Source organism: Ruminococcus sp., from assembly GCF_024691275.1.
Lineage (GTDB): Bacteria > Bacillota > Clostridia > Oscillospirales > Ruminococcaceae > Ruminococcus.
The window spans coordinates 41,223-64,800 of the sequence record NZ_JAILNU010000117.1; the positions used below are offsets into that span (position 1 = coordinate 41,223).

A 23,578-nucleotide genomic window follows, 5' to 3' on the forward strand; every position below is an offset into this window, starting at 1 on the left:
TTTCGTTTTATCAGATTACAAAGTCTTACTGCTCGTTTTGAATGAAAAATTTTCAAGTGCGGTTTTTTGGAATATTCTGTCCCTTGTATATCGGGCGGTATCAAAATGTTATGAACTTGTTGGACTGATTTGTGCATTTGACAGAACTTCATATTAAGGTGGCGAAAATATCAAATTTTGCTCTTTTACATATTCGTCAAAAGTGTTGTATTATTATTTCTTTTTAACTGGTTTCTGCTTTTTTTGTTTTGCAGGTTTCTTCACAGGCTTTTTCTCCTCGGGAGAAGCTATTCCCAGTTCTTGTTCTCTCTTTTCGAGGATCTGGAACGACAGCTTATAGAGCGTTCCGGTAAGCGGTACGCCCAGTATCATACCCGGAATGCCGAAAAGTCCGCCTCCGATAGTAACGGCGGCAAGCGTCCATATACTCGGAAGTCCAACAGATGTGCCGACAACCTTCGGGTAGATGATATTGCCCTCCGCCTGCTGGAGTATCATGAGGAATATCAGGAATATCAGCGCTTTCATAGGCGATACCGTCAGTATGATGAATGCGCTCACAACTGCACCGATGAGAGCTCCGACAATGGGTATGAAAGCCGTTACGCCTACGAGAGTTGCCGACATGGCAGCGTAGGGGAGTTTCAGTATCTTCATGCCGATAAAACAGAGCGAGCCGAGTATTATCGCTTCGATGAACTGTCCTACGAAGAAGCTGCGGAATGTTTCGTCAGCTACCTGTAGCAGCTTTGAGCTTTTTGCGCTGAATATATCGCTGAAATATGCACGGCGTATGCGCTTGATGTCGCATATCAGCTTATCCTTGCGGGCAAGGAAGTATATAGCGAAGATTATACCGATAACGGTATTGGTGATCGCGGAGGTGACTCCGCCTATTATTCCCACAGCGGAACTGAGTATTCCTGTCAGACCTGTGGTAAGGATCTTTGAAGCCTTCTCGGCGATCTTAGCCCAGTCGAACTCTAATGAGCTTATTTTCTCCTGTATATCAGGGTATTCTTTTAGCTTCGTAGTAACGTAGTCTCTTGCCGCCGTAAAGGTGGGTGGTATCTCGTCGTAAAGTACACCGAAGGCGTTTGCCATTTCGGGGACGATAATGCGTATAATAAGGATTATCACCGCGATGGTTATCGCAAAGGTGCATATCATGCAGACAGGTCTTCGCAGCTTATCTACAGTGGTCGACTTACTTTTGGGGAAGAAGTGCTTCTCCAGAAATGTCATGATGATGTTGAAGATGTATGCTATCGAAAAACCTATAATTAACGTTTTAAGAGCGTTCATGAGCAGAAGCAGAAGCTGTGCGCATACCGAAAAATTCTGTACGGTCACACAGACTATGATCGCAAGAAACGCAATGAACAGGTATCGCTTAATCTCTTGTTTTTCCATATTAAGCCTGTAAACAGGCATATCCCTCCCAATATTATATCATACCTTTATTATACATTATATATAAAAATAAGTCACCTTATTAATTGTTAAATTTGTGTGAACATTTCGGCACTTGACCAATTTGAAAATATATGTTATAATATTGAAAATAAGAAGATTTTTCGGTATGATCGGAGGTCAATACAATGCCTGGTTTAGATGATTATGCTCCAGCTGTCAGAAAGGTAATGACATTATTCTACGTTATAGACACATCGGGCAGTATGCAGGGAAGCAAGATAGGACAGGTAGAATCTGCTCTCGAAGAGGTTATGCAGACTCTACAGGAAATAAGTGATGACAGCGATGACGCAGAGATCAAGATCGCTGTTCTGGAGTTCTCCACAGGTACTTCATGGGTAACTCCCGAGCCTGTTTCCCCTGAAGGCTACCGCTTCAAGAATTTTGAAGCCTGCGGTGTTACTGACCTCGGTGCTGCCTGCAAGGAGCTTGACAAGAAGCTTTCGCGCAATGAGTTCCTACAGACCGTAGCAGGTGCTTATCCGCCTGTAATACTCCTTTTCAGTGACGGAGGCCCGACGGATAACTGGGAGAGCGGACTTGATACTCTCAAGAAGAATAACTGGTATAAGCGTTCCATAAAGATAGCTTTCGCTATCGGTGATGATGCTGACAAGGATGTTCTTGCACGTTTTTCGGGAAGCTCGGAAACAGTTCTCGACGTAAAGAACAAGGAGCAGCTAAGACTTATGATAGAAAAAGCAAGCGTTATCACAAGCGTTTTTGCAAGCCATTCAAGTACAGTTGACAGCGATACCGACCCCGTTGAGATCTCAAAGCAGCTGGCAGAGGACGTTCAGGCTCAGACTGCGGAGGCTCTCAGCGATGCTAATACTGCCGACTGGGACGAATCCGACTGGTAAGGTGATATAATGGAGAGATATACTTCCTTTGCTCAGACAAGCATAGGTGCTTCTCATATCAGCCGCGGACTTATTTGTCAGGACAGTTCAGCCTGCGTTGACCGTGAAAAATACTCTTTCGCGGCAGCTGCCGACGGTCACGGAAGCCCTTGCTACCTTCGTACTGACAGAGGTTCAAGGTTTGCTGTGGAGTGCGCTGCCGAGTGTGTAAGTGAGTTCATGGAAGGGCTCGCGGAGGCAGAGGAGCTTCTTCAGGACGAACGTCAGCGTGAGGAACTGTTAAATCAGCTCTGGCGAAGCATTATCGCCCGTTGGCATGATGTGACGGAACAGGATTACCTGAATGATCCGTTCACCGAGGAGGAGCTCGATCGTATCCCCGAAGATGTATTCCCGGGATACCGCGAAAGGTACGAAGAAGGAGAATATATAGGCGCTTACGGAACTACCCTCGTTTTTGCTGTAGTCACCGACAGCTATGCCTTCGGTGCGCAGATAGGCGACGGAAAGTGCGTGGTCATAGACTGCGACAGCAACATTGAGGCTCCGATACCCGATGATCCGCGCTGTTATGAAAATATTACGACTTCAATGTGTCAGGACGATGCAGCTCTGTCGGCAAGATTCTTCTATCTGCCCAAGGGTATGCTGCCTGCGGCTGTATTCCTTTGTACTGACGGCGTTGAGAATTCCTACTGGAACGAGGATCAGCTTTTTGGCTTCTTCCGCGGACTTGCTCTGACTATTGTGGAGAACGGCATAGAGGAAAGTGTGCATCAGCTTTCTGAATTCCTGCCTTCCATGACCAAGAAGGGCAGCGGCGATGATGTTTCGTGCGCAGGTATAGTCCATGTGAGAAGACTGTGCTCATGTTCGGACGGTATACGTGAGGATCTTGCGGCATCTGTTATTGCGGCGGAGGCGGAGGCTGCGGCAGCAGCTCCTCCTGATGATATCGTATACGTCGATGAGGATATGCAGCAGGTAGTTTCAGATGTTATACATGAAGAGGAGAATACTCCCGACGAAGAAGCCGAACAGCCGAATGCTACCGATGAAGAAGCTGAACAGCCGAATACAGAGCCTGAAGCAGAATCGGAAGCAGCAGAGACTGCTGAGAATACTCATGAAGAGAAAACCGAAGAATAATATAAGGCGAATGGATACGAAAGCGTGTCTGTTCGCCTTTTTTGTATGAATTGTACATATAATGCGGATCGTTAAAGGAAGTGAAACAACTATAATATTGCAGTTTTAACTAATAAGTGTATCGTTTTTTGTGCAGTTTGCAGCTAAATCCTGATGGCGTGACAAATTTTGTTTTTTAATATTGACTAAAAGTTGAATATAGTTTATAATAAAATACGGCTATTTGTACCAAACAAAATACAGTAAAAGGAGTAAGAAATGAAAACATCTGAAATTATCATTCTTGGAACGATAGTTGCATACCTTGCTTTAATGGTCATTATAGGTGTAGTATTTTCCAAGAAGAACGAAAATGTCGGCGATTTCTACCTCGGCGGACGTAAGCTGGGACCGATCGTGACTGCAATGAGCGCCGAAGCTTCCGATATGAGCAGCTGGCTGCTTATGGGACTTCCCGGAGTTGCCTACCTTACAGGCTGTGCGGAAGCGGGCTGGACCGCTATAGGTCTTGCTATAGGTACATACCTCAACTGGCTCATAGTTGCAAAGCGCCTGAGAGTTTACAGTCAGCGCTGTGGAGCTATTACCATACCCGATTTCTTTTCCAAGCGGTATAACGACAAGAAAAAGGTGCTTATGGGCGTTTCTGCCTTGATAATCCTTATATTCTTCGTTCCGTATACAGCTTCGGGCTTTGCAGCCTGCGGAAAGCTGTTCAACTCGCTCTTTGGCTGGGATTATCACTTCGCAATGATAATAAGTGCCGTCATCATCATATCCTATACCTGCACGGGAGGATTTCTCGCTGCAAGTACCACCGACCTTATCCAGAGCATCGTTATGACAGTCGCTCTTATCAGTATTGTTATTTTCGGCGTTAATTCAGTAGGCGGACTGAATATCGTTGTTGAGAATGCTCAGTCAATGGTCGGATATCTCTCGCTTACCAGCATCCATGATCCTGTAAAGAACGGCTCCAACAGCTATAACGGACTTACCATAGCTTCAACTCTTGCGTGGGGACTTGGCTATTTCGGTATGCCGCATATTCTTCTCCGCTTCATGGCTATAAAGGACAAGAACAAGATCAGGATATCAAGAAGAATAGCTTCTGTATGGGTAGTTATCTCAATGGGAGTGGCCATATTCATCGGCATTGTCGGAAATACCCTTTCAAAGAGTGCAGAGATCGAGACACTCGACGGAAGCAATTCCGAGAAGGTCATCATTAAACTTGCTCAGTATATGAGCGATCACTATGTAGGTCTGGCAGTTGTGGCAGGTCTTGTATTTGCAGGTATCCTTGCTTGTACCATGTCGACATCGGATTCTCAGCTCCTTGCAGCATCGTCCTCTATGTCCGAGAATATCCTCAAGGGCGTGTTCAATATGAAGCTCAGCGACAAGCAGTCAATGCTGGTAGCAAGAGTCGTTCTCGTTATAATAGCAGTTCTCAGCGTTATCCTCGCATGGGACAGCGACAGCTCGGTATTCAGAGTAGTATCCTTTGCATGGGCAGGCTTCGGCGCAACATTCGGACCTGTTATGCTGACAGCTCTTTTCTGGAGACGTTCAAACAGATTCGGCGCTATCGCAGGTATGATAGTAGGTGCAGTAATGGTTTTCGTATGGAAGTTCGTTATCGCTCCAAATGGCGGAGTATTTGCGATATATGAGCTTCTTCCTGCATTCCTCTGCGCATTTGCCGCAATAATCATCGTATCTCTCGTTACAGGAGCTCCTGAAAATGAGGTCACATACGATTATGACGCTGTAAAGGTGTCAGTTAATAAGTGACGTATCAACAGTTATAAAAAAGAACGGTTATTACCGTTCTTTTTTTGTTTTGTCGTATTTTGTCTAATTGCAGAAATGTACTTGACATTTAAGAACGAATGTTCTATAATATGATTATAGGAATGGAACATTAGTTCTTAAAAGCTATCTTGATCGTGCTGCTATATTGACATTACAGGGGGAATGCTATAATGACTGAACTGATAAACAACTACACTCATAGCTTTGAATTGGTAAAACAGCGTATCGCTGAGCTTCACAAGATGCGGACTCATCTTGTGAAGAATGGCGGCGAAAGCTGTGAGGTGAATGACCTCGACCGCCGCATAAGGCTCCTTTATACGGAATATGAGGAGCTGAAGGCTGTCATATCTCATCTAACTTCGTACAACAGGAGGACAGAGGGCTATGGCAAGAAACAGTAAAACCTATTCGGATTCTTTCACAGGTGAGGCTGACAAGGGGATAAGAGCGGTTCTTGGATACGACGACGATGATGAAGATGCGGTAAAGCTGAAAAGAGTTCTGTTAAAAGTTATTAATAATGAGCTGACTGCAAGACAAAGAGAAATAATTGTGTTATACTATTTCAAGAACATGAATATGGTCAATATCGGAAAAAAACTGGGTATCACTACGCAGGCGGTTTCAGACGCTATAACTCGTGGAAGACGCAAGCTGTTCATGATACTTCAATATTACATCTGAGGAGGTCGGAATGGAAACACCTGTTTACGATTTTTTGCGGAAATATGCGGCTTCGGGAACTCTTCGCGCTCATATGCCGGGGCATAAGGGCAGTGCGCTGTTCACTGAGCTTGAGGAGCTTTTCAGACTCGATATAACCGAGATAAACGGTGCAGACAGTCTTTTTGAGGCTGACGGCATCATCGCTCGCAGCGAGAGGAATACTTCCATGCTTTACGGAAGCGCTGCCACAGCCTTTTCCGCAGGCGGTTCGACACTTTGCATACAGGCGATGCTCGCCATTATGAAGCTGGAAGATCGCCGCGTTATAGCTGCAAGGAACGTTCATCGCGCCTTTCTCAATGCAGCTGCTCTGCTCGGTCTCGATGTGCAGTGGTTAATGTCGGCATACAGCGGCGATATCTTGTCGGGTGAGCTTCAGCTCACCGACGTTGAAGCAGCTTTAGCTGCTTCAACAACGCCAGCCTGTTTGTATGTAACGTCACCTGACTACACGGGCAGGCTGGCGGATACCGCCGCACTGGCAGAGCTTTGTCATCGGTATGGAGCGAGACTGCTCGTGGACAACGCTCACGGTGCGCATCTCGCCTTTTTTGAAGAGAATATCCACCCGATCGCACTTGGAGCTGACCTGTGCTGTGATTCTGCGCATAAAATGCTTCCTGCTCTTACGGGAGCAGCTTTTCTGCATACCTCACGGGCCGAGTATGCACCAATGCTCAAACAGGCGATGAGCTTTTTTGGCTCTACGAGCCCGTCATATCTGATAATGTCTTCTCTTGATATCTGCAATCGCTACCTTGACGAGCAGATACGTGATGATATCAGGAATGCTTTGCCGAAGATAGCGGAGCTGCGGAATGCTTTTGCAGGCAGGCTCGTATTCGCAGACGGCGAGCCCTTCCACATTACGGTCAGAGCTGCCGAGAGCGGATTCAACGGGACAGAGCTTGCGGAACTTTTGCGCAGTAACGGTGTCGAGTGCGAGTACGCAGACGCTGAACTTTTGGTACTGCTGATGTCGCCGTTTTCTGATATAAGTGACTATGAGCGGCTTCACGCCGCGCTCGGGAGCGCGGTTACGGGAGCTTCATGCAGCAGTAAGAGCACCGTAAATATTAAGCCGAAGCTCCCGAAAATGGCTTTAGCCATTCGTGAAGCCGCGTTTGCGCCTGCGGAGGAGATCGCGGTGGAAGAAGCTGAGGGACGGATATGTGCATCGGTAAAGGTACCGTGTCCGCCTGCTGTACCCATAGCGGTCAGCGGAGAGGTCATAGACAGGGACTGCATAGAGATATTTAAGGCGTATGGTATAAAAACAGTTCTTGCGGTGAAAAATCAGTGAAGCTATTGCAATTTTTTAGAATATGTGATAAAATAAGTTATATTATTTTTGCGGAGGTATCACTATGAGCGATATGAACGAAAAAGACCTCGACGAGATCGAGGAGGAAGAAAATATAGAGAATTATATCACCCTGACAGATGATGACGGAAATGAAGTTTCATTTGAGATCATTGGTACTGTTGAATATGAAGACCGCCTCTACGGAGTGCTCCTGCCGTTTGAGGACGAGGACGACGAGGTAGTTATCCTTGAGATAATCCCTGGAGAGACACCAGAGGAAGATGACTTTGTATCAGTTGACGACGATGAGCTTCTTGGCAAGGTGTTCGAGGAATTCAAGAAGAACTACGACGGCGAGTACGAGTTTGAATAAGCAGCTTGACGCTGCAACCTTGCTGCGGTGCCGTCCGTAAATAGTACGCATAGTATCGAATACATTGAAATTAAGAAAAGGACGGATTTAAATACAATGCTTATATAGGAGTATTTATTAGAATTATTGGAGTAAACCATTTTGACGAAATGGCATTCCAAGCCTTATCTTTAGTTTTTTCCACAATGGTATAAAAATATCCGGAAGCAGAAATACTTCCGGATAATTTTTTGGCAAGAACATATACCATTGTGGAAAAAAACAGATTAAAGTCTTTGGAAAAGGGTCTGGGGAAGAACCTTTCCTCAGAAAGTTTTTCCCCAGTCAGTTCCCATAATACTTCCGTATGAACATTGTGCTTACTTTTCCGTCCTTTTATATTTGCTAATGGGTAAAGGCTACTTGATAGTGCCTGCCTTGTAAGCTTCAAGGAGCTGACGGAGGTCGCTGATCTTGTCGTTTATTTCCTCGCCCTTGTCGGTGTCGGAAATATTAGCGCGGCGGTCGAGCTTTTCCACAAGATGTATTGTAGGAGTATTGCCGCTCTCATCAGCCACGAACGGCTTGTGTTCGGCAAGATTCAGGCTGTGTGAATCGTATATGAGGGTATATCCCGCGATCCCCGTTGTGGACTGGTACGCCTTGGAGATGCCGCCGTCGATGACGAAAAGCTTTCCGTCGGCTTTGACAGGGCTTTCGCCGTTCTTGATCTTTACGGGAACATGACCGTTGATGATATGACCGCTCTCGGAATCCAGTCCGAAAAGCTCCAGCAGGGACATACACACCTCTGCTTTTTCGGAGTATGTATAGTACGCATTGTAGTTCTCGGTATGCAGGGACTTGTCCGCAAGCAGTCCGCGCTCGAAGAAAGCCATCTTGTCCTTGCCGTAGAGAGGGGACTTAGCTCCGCACCAGAGATACCACATGAAGTCGCTGGCGTACTCCTTTTCCTTGCCGCTGCTGAAATAAGCCTGATTCACAAGCTCGCCCAGCTTGTCGAGGAGAGCCTTTCCGCTGTACTTCACGCCGCGTATGCTGACGCTCTGGAGCTCGCCGTTCTTGTCCATAGGTATACAGCCGTGAAAAAGGAGATTGTTGTTGCAGGTTTTGTACATAGCGCCCTTGGCATAGATGAAGCGGATATGCCTTTGCAGCTTCTCGCTGTGACGGAATGAGGCTCCCAGCACCTTCATGAGCTCAGCCTCGCCCTCGGAAAGAGTAAGCGGCGACTTGGGGTCAACTGTAGGGAAGCTCTTGTCGAGGAGCTCATGGGTAGTTCCGACGACTTTGACCGTACCTGCGGTGAAGTCCGTTCTGCCGAAAAGGTCGCGCTCCTGCATTTCCCATTCAGGGTGCTTTGCTATGAGCTGACCTTCAAGCTTCATCTGTATCACGGTTATCGCCTTGTGCATTTTTGCGGCAAGCTTCAGGTCAACGGGGTCGTAGATATTGTCATCGAGAGCATTTGGCGTATAGGCTGTGCAGTCGTCATGCTCGTAGGTCTCGGCAGCAAATACAGCAAGTGCGCGGAGATTGAGACCGTAGCCGTCTTCGAGAACGTCGAAGTTGTTGTATCTCATGGCTATGCGGATAACATTTGCGATGAGGGCAGGATTTCCTGCGGCAGCTCCCATCCATGAGATGTCGTGGTTGCCCCACTGTATATCCACATCATGCATCTTCATGAGTTCGTCAATGATAATATCGGCACGGGGACCTCTGTCGAAGATATCGCCGATGATATGAAGTCTGTCTATGGATACGGACTGTATCAGCTTGCACAGGGAGATTATGAAGGTCTCGGCGATGCCCGTGTCAAGGATAGCAGTGATTATCTCGTCGTAGTAATAGTCCTTGTTCACGTCGTCGGTGACGTTTAGCAGCTCGTCGAGTATGTACACCATATCCTCGGGGATACGCTTGCGGATACGTGAACGGGTGTACTTGGCGGAGACGGCTTCACACACGAGTATGAGCCTGTAAATGTTCAGGCGTTTCCATTCATCGGAGAGCTCTCCGCAATTAGCAAGGCGTGTTATCTCCTTTTCGGGGTAGTATATGAGTTCTGCAAGCTGTTCGCGGTCGCGGGCGGAGACGGTCTTGCCGAGTACGCGGTCTATTTTTATCTTTATCATGCCGGAAGCGCTCCTGAGCATATGCAGGAAGGCTTCGTATTCGCCGTGCATATCGCTGAAAAAGTATTCCGTGCCCTTGGGCAGGCTTCTTATAGCCGAGAGGTTTATTATCTCGCTGGCTGCGCTTTCGATGGTAGGGTATTCCTTGGCGAGGAGCTGCAAATATTTCTTGTCCATAATGTTCCTTTCAACAGCTATGAGCCGACAGCATACGCCGTCGGCTCTGTTTTGCTATTTCGATAGATCTGTTTTTCTTACTGTATCTCTTACTCTGAGGACAAAAGAAGGTGATACCGAGAGCTCGTCTATGCCCATTCGCAGGAATGTCTCGGTAAGTGAGGTGTCGGCTGCAAGCTCGCCGCATATGCCTATCCACGCACCGTTCTTGTGGGCGTTGTCGGCAGCCATTTGTATGAGCCGCAGTATCGCTTCGTGGTGAGTATCCACGAACTGTTCTATCGCCGCGTTCTGTCTGTCGCAGGCGAGGGTATACTGTGTCAGGTCGTTGGTTCCGACGCTGAAGAAATCAACAAGGGGCGCAAGCCGATCACTTATGACAGCGGCGGCAGGAGTCTCTATCATTATGCCCAGCTCAACACTGTCGGAAAAGGGAGTGCCCTCAGAGGTAAGTTCTCTTTTTACATTATCGCACATTTCGAGACATTTTTCAACCTCTTTTTCACTTGTTATCATAGGAAACATTATTCCGAGCTCACCGAATGCCGATGCACGGTAGAGTGCGCGGAGCTGTGTGCGGAATATTTCGGGGCGTGTAAGGCATATCCTTATAGCTCTCAGACCGAGTGCAGGGTTTTCCTCCTTTGCAAGACCAAAGTAGTCCGCCTGTTTGTCTGCGCCGATATCCAGCGTTCTGATGATGACCTTTTTCCCTGCCATGCTTTCGAGTACTTTTTTGTATGCAGAGAACTGCTGCTCCTCGGTAGGGTAGTCGCTGCTTTCGAGATAGAGGAACTCGCTGCGGAACAGACCGATACCTCCTGCATCGCTTGCGAGGACTGCCCCGATATTGTCAACGCTGCCTATATTTGCGTATATATTTATCTTTTTGCCGTCTATGGTGACATTTTCCTTGCCTTTAAGTTCCTGTAACAGTCTTTTCTTTTCGAGATCGTCAGCCTGCTTCTTTGCGAGAGCAGCTGCGGTCTCTTTATCGGGTTCGAGGAATACTTCACCTGTGTATCCGTCAACAGCAGCTTCCATGCCGTCCTTCACGGTTTTGAGGAGTTCCTTTCCTGCGCCTATAACAGCAGGGATATTCATGTTCCTCGCAAGTATCGCCGTGTGAGAGTTGGACGAGCCGAAAGCTGTGACGAAAGCGAGCACCTTGTTTTTGTCGAGAAGTACAGTCTCGCTGGGAGCGAGGTCGTCGGCGCAGATTATGACCTTTTCGTCGCTGTCGGATACGGTATTGCCGTCTGAGGAAAGGTTGGAGATTATGCGGTTGGATATATCCTTCACGTCCGCGGCACGAGCCTGCATATAGGCATCGTCCATAGAACTGAACATCTCTGCGAAATTATCGGCAGTAACAGCCACCGCATACTCTGCATTTACGGACTGGGTGTCGATGATGCTGTTTATGGACTCGTTGTAGTCGTCGTCATCAATCATCATCATGTGGATCTCGAATATCTGAGCATTAGCCTCTCCCACTTCCCTGAGCGCCTTGTCGTATATCACGCGGAGCTGTTCCACGGAAGCTGCCTTTGCAGCTTCAAGGCGGGCTTTTTCAGCCTCCTTGTCCTCAATGTGTATCCTTTTTACGTTTGTGTCGCTGCGCTTGAATACGGATATCCTGCCTATAGCTACAGCGCCGTAAACTCCTTTTCCGTTTATTACAGTCATTGTCTGCACCTCCTGTTGCGAAATAGTGTAGCGTTTATTCGCCGAAGCCGTTCTCGAACATTCCTGCTATCTCGTCAAGGACAGCCTGTTCATTGCCGCCGTCAACGATTATCTCAACCTCTGTGCCTTTTTTCATGCCTGCTGCCATTATCTGCATGACAGCCTTAGCCTTGATGTCCTTGCCGTTTGCTTTGAGCATGACAGTGGAATCCTTATGAGCTGCAACAGCCTTTGCAAGCTCTCCTGCGGGTCTCATATGGAGACCTTCTTCATTTATAACAGTAACAGTTTTAGTCAGCATAGATATTACTCCTTTCATTTCGTGAATGTGAGAGCGTCAGCCCTTGCAGGATCTTTCAGCTGTACGCTGCGAACCGTGTAAGGGCTGAGATCTCATGAACACACCTAATAATTATTTACACGCCATTCTGTACAAATGACGATGCTGTTTGGTAAGAACACAGCGCATTTACGCTGCCTTCCCCACCGATGGCGGTGAGGAAGGACGAGCCCCAACATTTTTATCCACGATATATCCCTTTATATCATAGTATATCAAGCCCTTTTCTTTTTGAGCAGAGCAAGCATCAGCATACCTGTTACCGAGCCTGTTGCAAGGGCAATGACATAGAGAAGCGGGTGTCCCACAACTGCGAATACGAAGATGCCGCCGTGTGGAGCTCTGAGTGTGCAGTCGAAAGCCATTGAAAGACCGCCTGCTGTTGCAGCGCCTATCATACATGAGGGGATAACTCTTGCGGGATCAGCTGCTGCGTAAGGGATAGCTCCCTCTGTGATGAAGCTGAGACCCATGAGATAGTTTACGGGGCCGTTCTTCAGTTCTTCCTCGTTCCATTTGCTGCGGAAGAATGTTGTTGCGAGAGCTATTGCGATAGGAGGTACCATGCCGCCGAGCATTACTGCTGCCATGACATTGAAGCTGCCCTCTGCGATAGCTGCAACTCCAAATACGTAGGCTGCCTTATTGAAAGGACCGCCCATATCTATGGACATCATTGCTCCGAGGATACAGCCGAGGAGTATCTTGCTGGAATCGCCCATGCTTGTGAGGAGGTCGGAAAGACCCGTATTGAGTACGCCCATGATAGGATTTACCGCGCACATCATGACTGCGACCATGGCAAGTCCGCCGAGAGGATATATGAGTACGGGCTTGATGCCGTTGAGTGACTTTGGAAGCTTGTCACAGGCTTTTTCAAGGGCGAGCATGAGGAAGCCGCCTGCAAAACCTGCGAGAAGCGCTCCGAGGAAGCCTGATGGGATATTTCCGCCGGGAGCTGCGAACGTTGAGCCTGCTGCTGCCATTGCGCCGCCTGCCATACCAACGAGAAGTCCGGGGCGGTCAGCGATACTCTTGCCGATATATCCTGCGAGGATAGGTATCATGAAGTTGAATGCGTATCCGCCTACCGTCTTGAACCATCGTGCAGCCGCAAGATGCGTACCGAAGTCGCCGTCCTGCGGTGCGCCGCCGATGGAATCTATAAGGAAAGCAATAGCAATGAAAATTCCGCCTGCAACTGTGAACGGGAGCATATTTGATACGCCGTTCATGAGGTGCTTATACAGCTTGCGACCGAAGCCTTCGTCGTTGTCGGACTTCTTCTCTGAAGATGAGCCGCCCTCGTGCTTGTATACGGGAGCATCACCGTCAACGATGCGGTTTATGAGTTCCTCCGGCTTCTTGATGCCGTCGGAGACCTTTGTCCTGAGCACCTTCTTGCCGTTGAAACGTGCCATTTCCACGGTCTTGTCAGCTGCAACGATGATGCCGTCGCAGCTGTCTATTTCTTCCTGAGTGAGGATATTCTTTGCGCCGCCCGAGCCGTTTGTCTCGACTTTTATGGAGATACCCAGCTTGCTGCCTGCTTTTTCGAGAGCTTCTGCTGCCATATAGGTATGAGCTATACCTGTAGGACAGGCAGTAACTGCAAGTACTCTGTAACCGCCTTTATTTTCGGTCGGAGCTTTGCTTGCCTCGTCGGGATACTTTTCCTTTTCCTTCTGGTCGATAATGTTCAGGAACGTTTCCTTGTCCTCGGCTCCGATAAGATCATTGTGAAAGTCCTCGTCCATGAGGAGCGTCATGAGTCTTGCGAGCACTTCAAGGTGAACGTCGCCGTTCTGCGGAGCTGCTATCATGAAAAGCAGCTTTACGGGCTCGTCATCAAGAGCTTCGTAGTCAACGCCGCCCGGTACTGTCATTGCTGCCAGTGACGGAGCTGATACGGCTGCGCTTTTGGCATGGGGAACTGCGATACCTTCGCCTATTGCTGTAGAGCCCTGTTCTTCACGGGCAAGTATGCCGTTTTTATATGCTTCTTTATCTGAAAGCTTTCCGCCTTTTTCCTGTAGGTCGATAAGCATATCTATAGCGTTCATCTTGTCCTTTGGAGAAGCACCGAGTTCTATGCTTTCCTTACCGAGAAGATCAACTATACGCATAATAATACCTCCTGTCAGAGCTGTTTTATCAGCTCAAATATCAGTTCTTTTTTAGCAAGTCCGTCGGAGAATGCAGTTGCACCGCCGCAGGCTGTTCCGAGCCTGAGAGCGTAGTCGTAATCGCCTTCAAGCGAGCCTGCCGTGAAGCCTGCTACCATTGAATCGCCTGCACCTACCGAGTTTCTGACCTTGCCTTTGCATACGCCGCATCTGTGGAGTTTGCCGTTCTCGTCGAGGAGGATAGCTCCGTCGCCTGCCATTGACACGAGCACGTTACGTGCTCCCATGTCCTGAAGCTTAGCGGCATATTCAGCGATCTCGCTGTCGCTTGTGAGAGTTGTTCCGAACATCTCTCCGAGCTCGTGGTTGTTTGGTTTGATAAGGAATGGGCGGTATTTTAATACGTTCATAAGAAGATCTTTTGTTGCGTCAACAACTGCCTTTATTTTTCTGTCCGAAAGTCTTTGCAGTATCTTTTCGTATATATCCGATGGGAGACTGCTCGGGATACTGCCTGCAAGTATAAGAGTGTCGCCGTCTTTGAGTTTATCGAGCTTTGCAAAAAGCTCGCCGAGAGCTTTTTCGTCTATATGAGGGCCCTGTCCGTTGAGTTCGGTCTCTTCTTCGGCTTTTATCTTTACGTTGATACGTGAGTTGCCCTGACTGAGCCTTACGAAGTCGGCATCTATCCCCATTGCCTTTACGCCCTGCTCGATAGCCTCGCCTGTGAAGCCTGCCGTAAAGCCCAGTGCTTTGGAAGGTACTCCGAGTTCGGCAAGAACTATGGAAACGTTTATGCCTTTTCCGCCGAAGTACATTTCCTCGGACGCTGAGCGGTTGACACTGCCGAGCAGCATCTTTTCCGTGCGTACCACATAATCTATGGCAGGATTGAATGTGACGGTGTATATCATTACAAGACCTCCTTTATCGTGGCTTGTGACAGAAATTTCTTGTCAATGAGCTTGTCAGTGATTATCCTGACCTTATTGATAGGGGAGAATGTCACTGACGTGATCTGGTCGAATTTGGAATGGTCTGCCAGTATATATACCTGTCGGCTGTTTGTGATGACAGCCGTTTTGACGCTCGCTTCGGTGCTGTCTGGAGTTGTTATGCCGCCGCTGAGCGATATGCCGTTTGCACCGAGGAAGCTTTTCGTGAAGTTGTAGCGGCTGAGACTGTTGACACATTCAGCTCCAACAATAGCTTCCGTGGTGAGCTTTATCTCGCCTGCGGGGAGAAACACCCTGAACCCCTTCTGCGCAAGTTTTTTTGCGTGAATGAATGCGTTTGTGACGAAGGTGACGTTTTTTGGCGGGATATAGTCTATCATCTTCGCCGTAGTAGTTCCCGCATCTATGAAAATGAAGTCTCCGTCATCAATGAGAGATGCTGCGAAACGTGCGATAGCAGCCTTTTCTTCGATGCAGAGCAGCGATTTTTCTTCAACATTGTGTTCTATGACTGAAAATGAATCCGTAACTGAGATAGCTCCGCCGTGTACCTTGAGCAGCAGCCCTTTTTCGGCAAGAGCGGTCAGATCGCGGCGTATCGTGGATTCCGATGTATCAAGAAGTGCGCAGAGCTCGCCGAGCGTAACGCTTCTGCGGGCGTTGACGGTTTCGACTATTATGGAATGGCGTTCTTCTGTAAGCATCGTGTTCACCTGCCTTTGTGAGTAGTTTTGACTGTTTCTGACTATATTATACCACTGCGTTTTTGTGAAATCAAGCATTTTCTTTCAAAAGCATTCATAAATCATCAATTTCGTAGACATAAACATATGAATTGACTGCTGATTGTGCATTTTTTTCTGTAGAATGTGACAGAATATGGAATATTGTGGACGAAATATGTGGAACTGTAGCACTGCATACATAAAATGTGCTTTGATGAATTTTGTGATTTGTAACTTAGGATATAAGAAAGGGGAAGATTTATACACAAAATGGAGCATTATTAGTTGTGCATAATGTAAATTTTTTGTGGCACGGACAATTATTGTTGAATTATTAGTGAGAATATGATATAATCTATATAAAAAGTAGGGTTGAAATCGTTACTATCCACGGAGTATTTTTCACAATTAAAACAGACATTTTTTGATATATTGACAGTAAAGAAACTAATTATCGGACTTGAAATTTTGGTATGACGGCTTCGGCTGTCCGTTGCAGCAATCAACTCACTTAAATATGCCGTATTCGACTGTGAAATATATTGAATAACCTGATATATCCAATACTATATAAATGTATTTTGGGCGGGAACAGGGAGAAGAATAATTTTATTTTGAAAGGATATGGTCAAGTGAATAAGGAGCTTTATGAGCAGCTTTGCGAGGATTATGAAAAACGGGGACTGTGGAAGTTGTATACCCATAGTGAAAAGCTGCGTAAATGTGCGGAAAAATACGGAGATCGCATCGCTCTCATAGACGGTCAGGAGGAGATAAGCTATAATGAGCTCGTCAGGCGAAGTGATGCAATGGCGGCGTATTTCCTGTCGAAAGGCTTCGTAAATGGAGACAGGATAGTTATTCAGCATATCAACTGTATAAGTTTTGCTGTAATGTGTTTCGGAATGTTCAGGATAGGTGTCATACCGGTTCTTGCTATGCCGTCCCACCGCGAGAAAGAAGTGGACGGGATAATCGGTATATCAGGTGCAGCAGGCTATATCGTTATACGCTCGTATCATGGCGTGGAGTACACGGCTTTAGCTGATACAATGCAGGAACTTCACCCTGACCTGAAAATAATGTTTGCTGACGATCTTGAAGCAGTCGATCTTTCGGAGTATACACTTGATGAAGATAGCTTCGGGAAACCTGATAACCGCGATACAGCTATAATAGTGCTTTCGGGCGGTTCAACAGGTATCCCGAAGCTTATTGCGCGTACTCATTCCGATTATCTTCATTCGCAGAAATACTGCGCTTTATCATGCGGTATGAATGAGGAGAGCGTAAGCCTTATCGCCATGCCTGTTACACATAACTGGAATCTGTGCGGCCCCGGACTTTTCGGTTCTATTTTCGCAGGAGCTCTTACGATACTAAGCCGCAACGGAAGTGCAGATGAGATACTTGATTATATCGAACGCTATCATGTTACTACAGTTGCACTTGTGCCGTCGCTGGTCAGTGCTTGTCTGGATATACTTGAATTTGTCGGGGATATAGATGTATCGTCGCTGAAAATGATACAGATAGGCGGTGCGCTGTGTTCTCCGCAGCTCGCTGAACGTGCGATGCAGGGCTTTGACTGTGTTATTTCTCAGATATACGGCATGGGCGAAGGCTTTGTATGCGCTACATATCCAAATGATTCCCGCGAACAGATACTTTATACTCAGGGAAAACCTATATCCCCGGGAGACATACTCAGGATAGTTGATGAAAACGATAATGATGTCCCCGTCGGAGAGGCGGGAGAGATAATTGCAAGAGGTCCGTCGGTCGTGACAGAGTATTACGGCGCACCTGAACTGACTGCGGCATATTTCACAGAGGACGGCTTTTATCGTACAGGCGACAAGGGTATGATACGTCCCGAAGACGGCTATATCCGTATCCTCGGACGCACCCGCGAGCAGATCAACCGCCTCGGCGAAAAGATCATGCCGTCGGAGCTTGAGGAATATCTTGCCGATTATCCCGATGCTGAGACCGTTTGCGTCACTCCCGCAGATGACCCCGAACTCGGACAGCGTATATGCCTGTTCATTAAGCCCCGTGACGGCGCAGACAGGTCACAGTTTACCTTGCAGAGTATCCGCAGCTATCTTGCCGAGCGTCAGCTGGCAACCTTCAAAATGCCCGATCAGCTTGTGATAGTGGAAGAAATGCCGCTTACAAAGGTCGGAAAGCTCGACAGGAAAAAACTGCGTGATCTTGCCGAGAGGGGCGGGATATAATGCAGAACGGCAAATGGTTCATTACCCACAGGGAGACACAGGAGAAAAAAACACGGCTGATCGCGTTCCACCATGCAGGAGGGAGCGCTTCGGCATTCAGATGCTGGCAAAAGCATATCAGCAGTGATATCGACCTGTGTCCTGTTATACTGCCTTCCCATGACAGCAGAGTATCAGAATCGTATCCCGATTCCATACAGGCTCTTGCCGAGACACTGGTAACGGAAAATGCGGAGTTTCTTTCCGAGAAAAGACTGGTTATATACGGACACAGCATGGGCGCTGTGCTTGCCTATGAAGCTGCTGCGGCTGCGCAGCGTCATGGGATAGTGCCCTGTGCGCTCATCGTGTCAGGCGAAACAGCTCCTGAGGACACTGTGCTGAAAAAAGAGAGCAGGAATATGAACGAACAGGAATTTATAGAGCTTATCCGCGATTATGCGGGAATGGATACAGATCTGCTTGAAAATAAGGAGTTTATGAAGTATTATTACCCTATAGTTCGCGGAGATTTTATATTCTATGAATCCTATGTCCCTGACGAGCCGTTTCAGCTGCAATGTCCGATATGCGTGATAAACGGAAGGGAAGATACACATATCTCCATGGAGCGTATCGAAGACTGGAAATACTATTCTTCTGTAAAAACCAACTTTATCCTTACAGAGGGAGGGCATTTTTTCGCATTTGAACGTCCTGAGGAAATATGCGGTATCATAAATGAATATTTAAGTAAGGGGATCAATCATGAATAAGGATCAAATCAAAAAACTGTTAGAGGAAAATACAACTATCGGAGAAGTGACGGATACTTCTGCCAGCCTTATCGAATTGGGACTCAGCTCGCTGAGTATGATGAAGTTCGTGTATGTGCTGCGCAAGGAAGGTGTTAAGGTGAGCTTTGCAGACCTTATCTCTGATCCGAGGATAGATGCATGGGCTGTGCTCACAGGTGATGCCGAAGCCGAAGAAGCACCTTCTGTTCCCGCGAAGGCTCCTGCCGAGAGACAAAAGGTATTCGATATGACCGATCTTCAGTATGCGTACTGGATAGGAAGCGACCCCCGTGAACCTCTTGGCGGTGTGAGCTGTCATGCATATGTGGAGCTGGACGGCAGCGGTATCGACTGCGAACGGCTGAGAAAAGCATACAAGGCATTGTTCGGGTATCACCCGATGCTGCACACCCGTGTTACAGCAGACGGCAGATTTGAAGAAATGGAGCAGCCGTATTCAACAGAGATCGAGATACGTGATTTGACGGGAGCATCAGAGAGCGAGCTGGAAGAACAGCTGCTCGCCATACGTTCTCAGACAGCACAGCGCCGCATGGATTCTGCAAATGGAGAATCCCTGAGATTATCGGTATCGCTGCTCCCGAAAGGCAAAACAAGGCTGCATTTTGAGCTTGATCTGATATTTGCAGATGTTCTCAGCTTCAGCATCATACTCGATGACCTGACAAAGCTCTATACAGGCAGCGGAAAGCCCGCAGCATCTCCTGAGTGGAGCTTCGGCAGCTATCAGGCTCAGCGCAAAGAAAGAAAACGCAGTGAGATAGAAGCTGCAAAAGCATACTGGAACGACAGGCTGGATACACTGCCGAGCCGTCCCGAACTGCCGATGCGTCAGGCAGTGGAGCAGATAGGCAGAGCAACTTACCGCAGACTGGCATATAACGTCCCCGAGAACATCTGGGACGGTCTTAACGCAGCTGCTCGCGCTAATAAGACAACAGTTGCCATGACTCTGCTTGCAGCATATACAGCTGTCATCGAGAGATACAGCGAGAATTCGCGTTTCCTTATAAATATCCCTGTTTTTGACCGCGATATAGATGAAGGAGTAGAGGCTGTCGTTTCGGACTTCACTAATCTTTTGCTTCTGGAAACGGAAGTCAGGGAAAAGGATACCTTCAGGGACATAGTTCAGACTGCGGAAAAACGCTTCCGTACTGATATACAGTATGCATCGTACAGCGGTGTGCAGGTGCAGAGAGATCTTGCAAAAAAACGTGATAACACAAGGTTTATGGCTCCGCTGGTATTCTCGTATATGATAGGCACCGAGCTGATGAGCCATGAATGTACGGAGAGCTTCGGACAGCTCCATTATATGATAACGCAGACTCCGCAGGTCTGGATAGACTTCCAGATAGTTGAATGCGACGGAAAGATACTTATGTCATGGGACGTGGCTGATGAAGTATTTCCCGATGGCTTAGCGGATTCTATGTTTGATGCTCTTGTTGAGCTTATCGAAAAGATAGCGGGAGAAAATGACTGGGGATTCATTCCCGATGCAGTCTGTGAGCGTGAGAGGATACTGTTCGCGGATAATATGAAGGAATGTACGGCAAAGGAACGCCGCTGCCTTACAGACGGTATAGCTTCTCATGCTGCGGATACTCCCGATAAAACGGCTCTTATAGATACTGTGACAGGTGAGGAGGTAACATACGGTGAGCTGTGGACAGAGGTCGGAAAGATAGCGGCATTGCTGGAAAAGAATGGAGTGCAGAGAGGCGATCATGTAGGATTCACCCTTCCCCGCGGAATAAGTCAGGTCATCACAGCTGTTGCGATAGCTGCATACGGAGCTTGTTACGTTCCTGTGTCTGAGGGACTTCCATTCAGGCGAAGAGAGCGTGTCCGCACACAGATGAAGGTCGATCACCTCATTACCAATGAGGAACTGCTTCGTGATATGGAGGTATCGGATCAGCAGAAAATAATGCTCCTCAGTGATGCCGCAGAGCTTGTACCTGCGGAGCTCCCGAAGGATATTGCTCCTGATGCGTCGGCTTATATCATACTTACTTCGGGAACAACGGGCGAGCCGAAGGGCGTTGAGGTATCCCACGCTGCTGCATGGAATACTATTCGTGATGTCAATGCTCGTATCAGCGCAGACAGCAATGACAGTGTCCTTGCTCTCGCTTCGATAGATTTCGACCTGTCGGTATATAATATTTTCGGTGTGCTCGGTGTGGGAGGAAAACTCCTTCTTCTTCACGACGATGAGGTCAAGGACGCATTCTTCTGGTGCGATGTTATTGAGAAGTACCGTCCGACTTTGTGGAATACCGTTCCGGCGTTCCTGAATATGCTCCTGATAGCGGCTGAATCTCAGAAAAAGAAGCTGCCGCTGCGTGTCGTTATGCTTTCGGGAGACTGGATAGGACTTGACCTGCCTCAGAGACTTGCTGCCTGTACCGAGAATTGCCGTTTCATTTCCATGGGCGGTGCTACCGAGGGAGCGATATGGTCTAACTGGTATGAGGTCTGCGGACCTGTTCCCGAGGAATGGGCATCTATCCCATACGGCAGGGCGCTTGATGCACAGGCTTACCGCGTGGTCGATCCCTTCGGACGTGACTGTCCGCATTGGTGCGCAGGAGAGCTCTGGATAGGCGGAGCAGGTGTTGCTAAGGGATATTGCGGCGATACAGCGCTGACAGAGCAGAAGTTTCCCGTTATAGACGGAAGGCGCTGGTATCGCACAGGCGATTTCGGCAGATTCATGGGCGATGACAATATCGAATTTCTCGGAAGACGTGACAGTCAGGTAAAAATACGCGGCTTCCGCGTCGAGCTGTCCGAGATAGAGACTACGATGACACGTATTGACGGTATTTCGGCGGCAGCGGCGATCGTTTCCGAGCAGGGCTCGCTTCTGGCGTTCTATTCGGGAAAAGCTCCTGTTTCAGAGCAGCTTGTCTACGACAGTCTGCGCAAGGCTCTGCCCGAGTATATGATACCTGTGAATATCAGTTATCTTGAAGCTCTCCCCGTAACAGGAAACGGCAAGATAAACCGCAGGGCGCTCCTTGAATTATGTGACAAGGAACAGGAGAATACGTCGGCACATGAGGAGCGTCTTTCAGATGATGAAAGAGCTTTCCTCGAAAAGGTGCGTGAACTGATAGGCGATACACAGGTATTTATGGAAGACGGTTTTATCGCTTCGGGAGGAGACTCGATCTCCGCTATGAAGCTTGCAGCATGGCTTAATGACATTTACACCGTCGAACTGTCGATATATGATATTCTCAATGCACCAAGTCTTTCAGACTTGTATCACTCAATTACAGAAAGGAAGTATACTATGCAGATACTTGAAGAGAATTTGTTCCGCGATGAGAACGGACGCACACGCTATCCCGTGGGAAATGTTTCCAATGTAATGCTGAACGGTATCACTTCATATGATGATACTACCATAGACGGGTTCTTTATCATCATGTCATTCTGCCTGCGTATTCAGGGAAAACTTCAGCTGGATCGTCTGGAGCATGGCATACAGAAGATATACAATGAAGAAATGTCCATGCGTATGGTATTTGAAAAGGACGACAGCGTACCCGAGGGATATTGCTGCAAGTTCCTGAATTATTATCCGTATAAGCTGGAGATACGCCGCCCCCACGGTGAAACAGCAGATGAACGCTACGAGAATACCAAGACCGAGCTCTATAATATTATCCTTACAAAGCCTGATGTTGAGCACGATATCGCAGGTCATTTCTATGTGTACGAGCTCGATGAAAAGGATCATGTGGTAGCACTGCTCATAAATCATGCTGCTTCAGACGGACAGTCGCTGTCAATACTCTCGGGCAAGGTCATGGAAGCCTGCTTCGGTATAGACCAGAAGATGCCGAAGGGCGCTCCGCTCAATGAGTATCTTTCACAGCTCGATGAGCACCGTCACTCAAATAAGGACGGCATAGACAAGGATTACTGGAAAAAGGCAATGGCAGGCTATCAGCCTATGCCGCGCAAACCTAAGAGTTCATTCGATAAGCCCTTCACCAGAAATGATATATATATCCGTATCCCTTCGGCAAAGCTCCATGCTTTCTGCCGCAAGCGCAATGTAACGGTCGTAAGCTGCCTGATGTGGGCTGCGCACTATGCAGTTGCAGAGATGTACCACACCCGTGATACGGCAATAAGCTTTACATCTGCTGCAAGAAGTGAACTGAAGTACATGACCACTACCGGTCCGCTCATACAGATAATGCCTAACCGTATCCATTTCCATAAATGGCAGACAGTGGCTCAGTCTGTAGCTCATGTCATGAAGCGAATGGAGGAGAATGTTGCTCACGAGAAGACCTCCTTCACAAATACAGGTTCGAGCAATTTCGTATTATCATACATGGATTACAGAATGCTCCCCATATCGGGTGAAAATTTCGGCACGGAGATGGAGCTTAAATACCTGCCAGGATATCGCCTTACATGGTGGACACCAACATTTGAAGTAAACAACATCGAAGATACCTTTGCATTTATTCTTGCAATAGAGACAAAAACAGATCTTGTTCTTTCGCTTGTCTGCAATCCCGATACTGCAAACGACCAGGAACTCTGGACGCTGCGTGAAAAGATGATCGAGGGCGTTGATATTATCCTTGATTCACCTGACGTAAGCTGCGAAAAAATTATTTCAGCATTTGGAGAGTGAT

17 protein-coding genes are annotated in these 23,578 nt (G+C 47.7%); 10 read left to right on the top strand and 7 right to left on the bottom strand.

Annotated elements, in window-relative coordinates:
* Positions 1–213 precede the first annotated feature (213 nt).
* Positions 214–1,434 carry an AI-2E family transporter gene (locus K6G33_RS14980; RefSeq protein WP_296781092.1) on the bottom strand — a complete coding sequence of 407 codons (1,221 nt, stop codon included), beginning with the start codon at positions 1,432–1,434 and terminating at the stop codon, positions 214–216.
* A 167-nt stretch (positions 1,435–1,601) separates the two neighbouring features.
* Here K6G33_RS14980 and K6G33_RS14985 point away from each other — a divergent pair, with 167 nt between their 5' ends.
* The 7 genes from K6G33_RS14985 to K6G33_RS15015 all read left to right on the top strand — a co-directional run bounded on the left by K6G33_RS14985 (position 1,602) and on the right by K6G33_RS15015 (position 7,714).
* Entirely contained in the window at positions 1,602–2,339 is a 738-nt protein-coding gene (locus tag K6G33_RS14985) for a VWA domain-containing protein (RefSeq protein ID WP_296781094.1), read from the top strand.
* Positions 2,340–2,348: 9 nt separating this feature from the next.
* Positions 2,349–3,488, top strand: a complete 1,140-nt coding sequence (locus tag K6G33_RS14990) for a PP2C family serine/threonine-protein phosphatase (RefSeq protein WP_296781095.1) — start codon at positions 2,349–2,351, stop codon at positions 3,486–3,488.
* A 258-nt stretch (positions 3,489–3,746) separates the two neighbouring features.
* A complete protein-coding gene (locus K6G33_RS14995) occupies positions 3,747–5,285 on the top strand; it encodes a sodium/proline symporter (protein WP_296781098.1) in 1,539 nt (512 codons plus the stop codon).
* A gap of 191 nt (positions 5,286–5,476) precedes the next feature.
* A complete protein-coding gene (locus K6G33_RS15000; protein WP_296781100.1) occupies positions 5,477–5,710 on the top strand; it encodes a hypothetical protein in 234 nt (77 codons plus the stop codon).
* A complete protein-coding gene (locus K6G33_RS15005; RefSeq protein WP_296781103.1) occupies positions 5,694–5,993 on the top strand; it encodes a sigma-70 family RNA polymerase sigma factor in 300 nt (99 codons plus the stop codon). The genes K6G33_RS15000 and K6G33_RS15005 overlap by 17 nt, the downstream gene beginning before the upstream one ends.
* Before the next feature lie 10 nt (positions 5,994–6,003).
* Positions 6,004–7,338: an aminotransferase class V-fold PLP-dependent enzyme gene (locus tag K6G33_RS15010; RefSeq protein ID WP_296781106.1), complete on the top strand. Its 1,335-nt coding sequence runs from the start codon at positions 6,004–6,006 to the stop codon at positions 7,336–7,338.
* Positions 7,339–7,402: 64 nt separating this feature from the next.
* Positions 7,403–7,714, top strand: coding sequence for a DUF1292 domain-containing protein (locus K6G33_RS15015; RefSeq protein WP_296781108.1), 312 nt, complete (start codon positions 7,403–7,405; stop codon positions 7,712–7,714).
* Positions 7,715–8,112: 398 nt separating this feature from the next.
* Here the strand turns inward: K6G33_RS15015 and K6G33_RS15020 are convergent, their stop codons facing one another.
* From K6G33_RS15020 to K6G33_RS15045, 6 genes are all read right to left on the bottom strand, one after another.
* The gene (locus K6G33_RS15020) at positions 8,113–10,029 is read right to left on the bottom strand and encodes a fructose-1,6-bisphosphatase (protein WP_296781110.1); all 1,917 of its coding nucleotides are present in this window, start codon (positions 10,027–10,029) and stop codon (positions 8,113–8,115) included.
* Positions 10,030–10,083: 54 nt separating this feature from the next.
* Positions 10,084–11,718 (bottom strand): phosphoenolpyruvate--protein phosphotransferase, encoded by a 1,635-nt coding sequence (ptsP, locus tag K6G33_RS15025; RefSeq protein WP_296781114.1) that lies wholly within the window; start codon positions 11,716–11,718, stop codon positions 10,084–10,086.
* A gap of 34 nt (positions 11,719–11,752) precedes the next feature.
* Positions 11,753–12,019 (bottom strand): HPr family phosphocarrier protein, encoded by a 267-nt coding sequence (locus K6G33_RS15030; RefSeq protein ID WP_173449956.1) that lies wholly within the window; start codon positions 12,017–12,019, stop codon positions 11,753–11,755.
* 254 nt (positions 12,020–12,273) lie between these two features.
* Positions 12,274–14,184 carry a fructose-specific PTS transporter subunit EIIC gene (locus K6G33_RS15035; protein ID WP_296781117.1) on the bottom strand — a complete coding sequence of 637 codons (1,911 nt, stop codon included), beginning with the start codon at positions 14,182–14,184 and terminating at the stop codon, positions 12,274–12,276.
* A 14-nt stretch (positions 14,185–14,198) separates the two neighbouring features.
* A complete protein-coding gene (pfkB, locus tag K6G33_RS15040) occupies positions 14,199–15,098 on the bottom strand; it encodes a 1-phosphofructokinase (RefSeq protein ID WP_296781119.1) in 900 nt (299 codons plus the stop codon).
* Complete coding sequence (locus tag K6G33_RS15045; RefSeq protein WP_296781122.1) at positions 15,098–15,844, bottom strand: DeoR/GlpR family DNA-binding transcription regulator; 747 nt, start codon at positions 15,842–15,844, stop codon at positions 15,098–15,100. The genes pfkB and K6G33_RS15045 overlap by 1 nt, the downstream gene beginning before the upstream one ends.
* Before the next feature lie 653 nt (positions 15,845–16,497).
* Here K6G33_RS15045 and K6G33_RS15050 point away from each other — a divergent pair.
* The 3 genes from K6G33_RS15050 to K6G33_RS15060 are packed head-to-tail and all read left to right on the top strand — an operon-like array spanning position 16,498 to position 23,577.
* Entirely contained in the window at positions 16,498–18,105 is a 1,608-nt protein-coding gene (locus K6G33_RS15050; RefSeq protein WP_296781125.1) for a (2,3-dihydroxybenzoyl)adenylate synthase, read from the top strand.
* The gene (locus K6G33_RS15055) at positions 18,105–18,860 is read left to right on the top strand and encodes an alpha/beta fold hydrolase (RefSeq protein ID WP_296781128.1); all 756 of its coding nucleotides are present in this window, start codon (positions 18,105–18,107) and stop codon (positions 18,858–18,860) included. Before K6G33_RS15050 ends, K6G33_RS15055 begins: the two co-directional genes overlap by 1 nt.
* Positions 18,853–23,577, top strand: coding sequence for a non-ribosomal peptide synthetase (locus K6G33_RS15060; RefSeq protein ID WP_296781131.1), 4,725 nt, complete (start codon positions 18,853–18,855; stop codon positions 23,575–23,577). Before K6G33_RS15055 ends, K6G33_RS15060 begins: the two co-directional genes overlap by 8 nt.
* The last annotated feature ends 1 nt before the right edge of the window (position 23,578 follow it).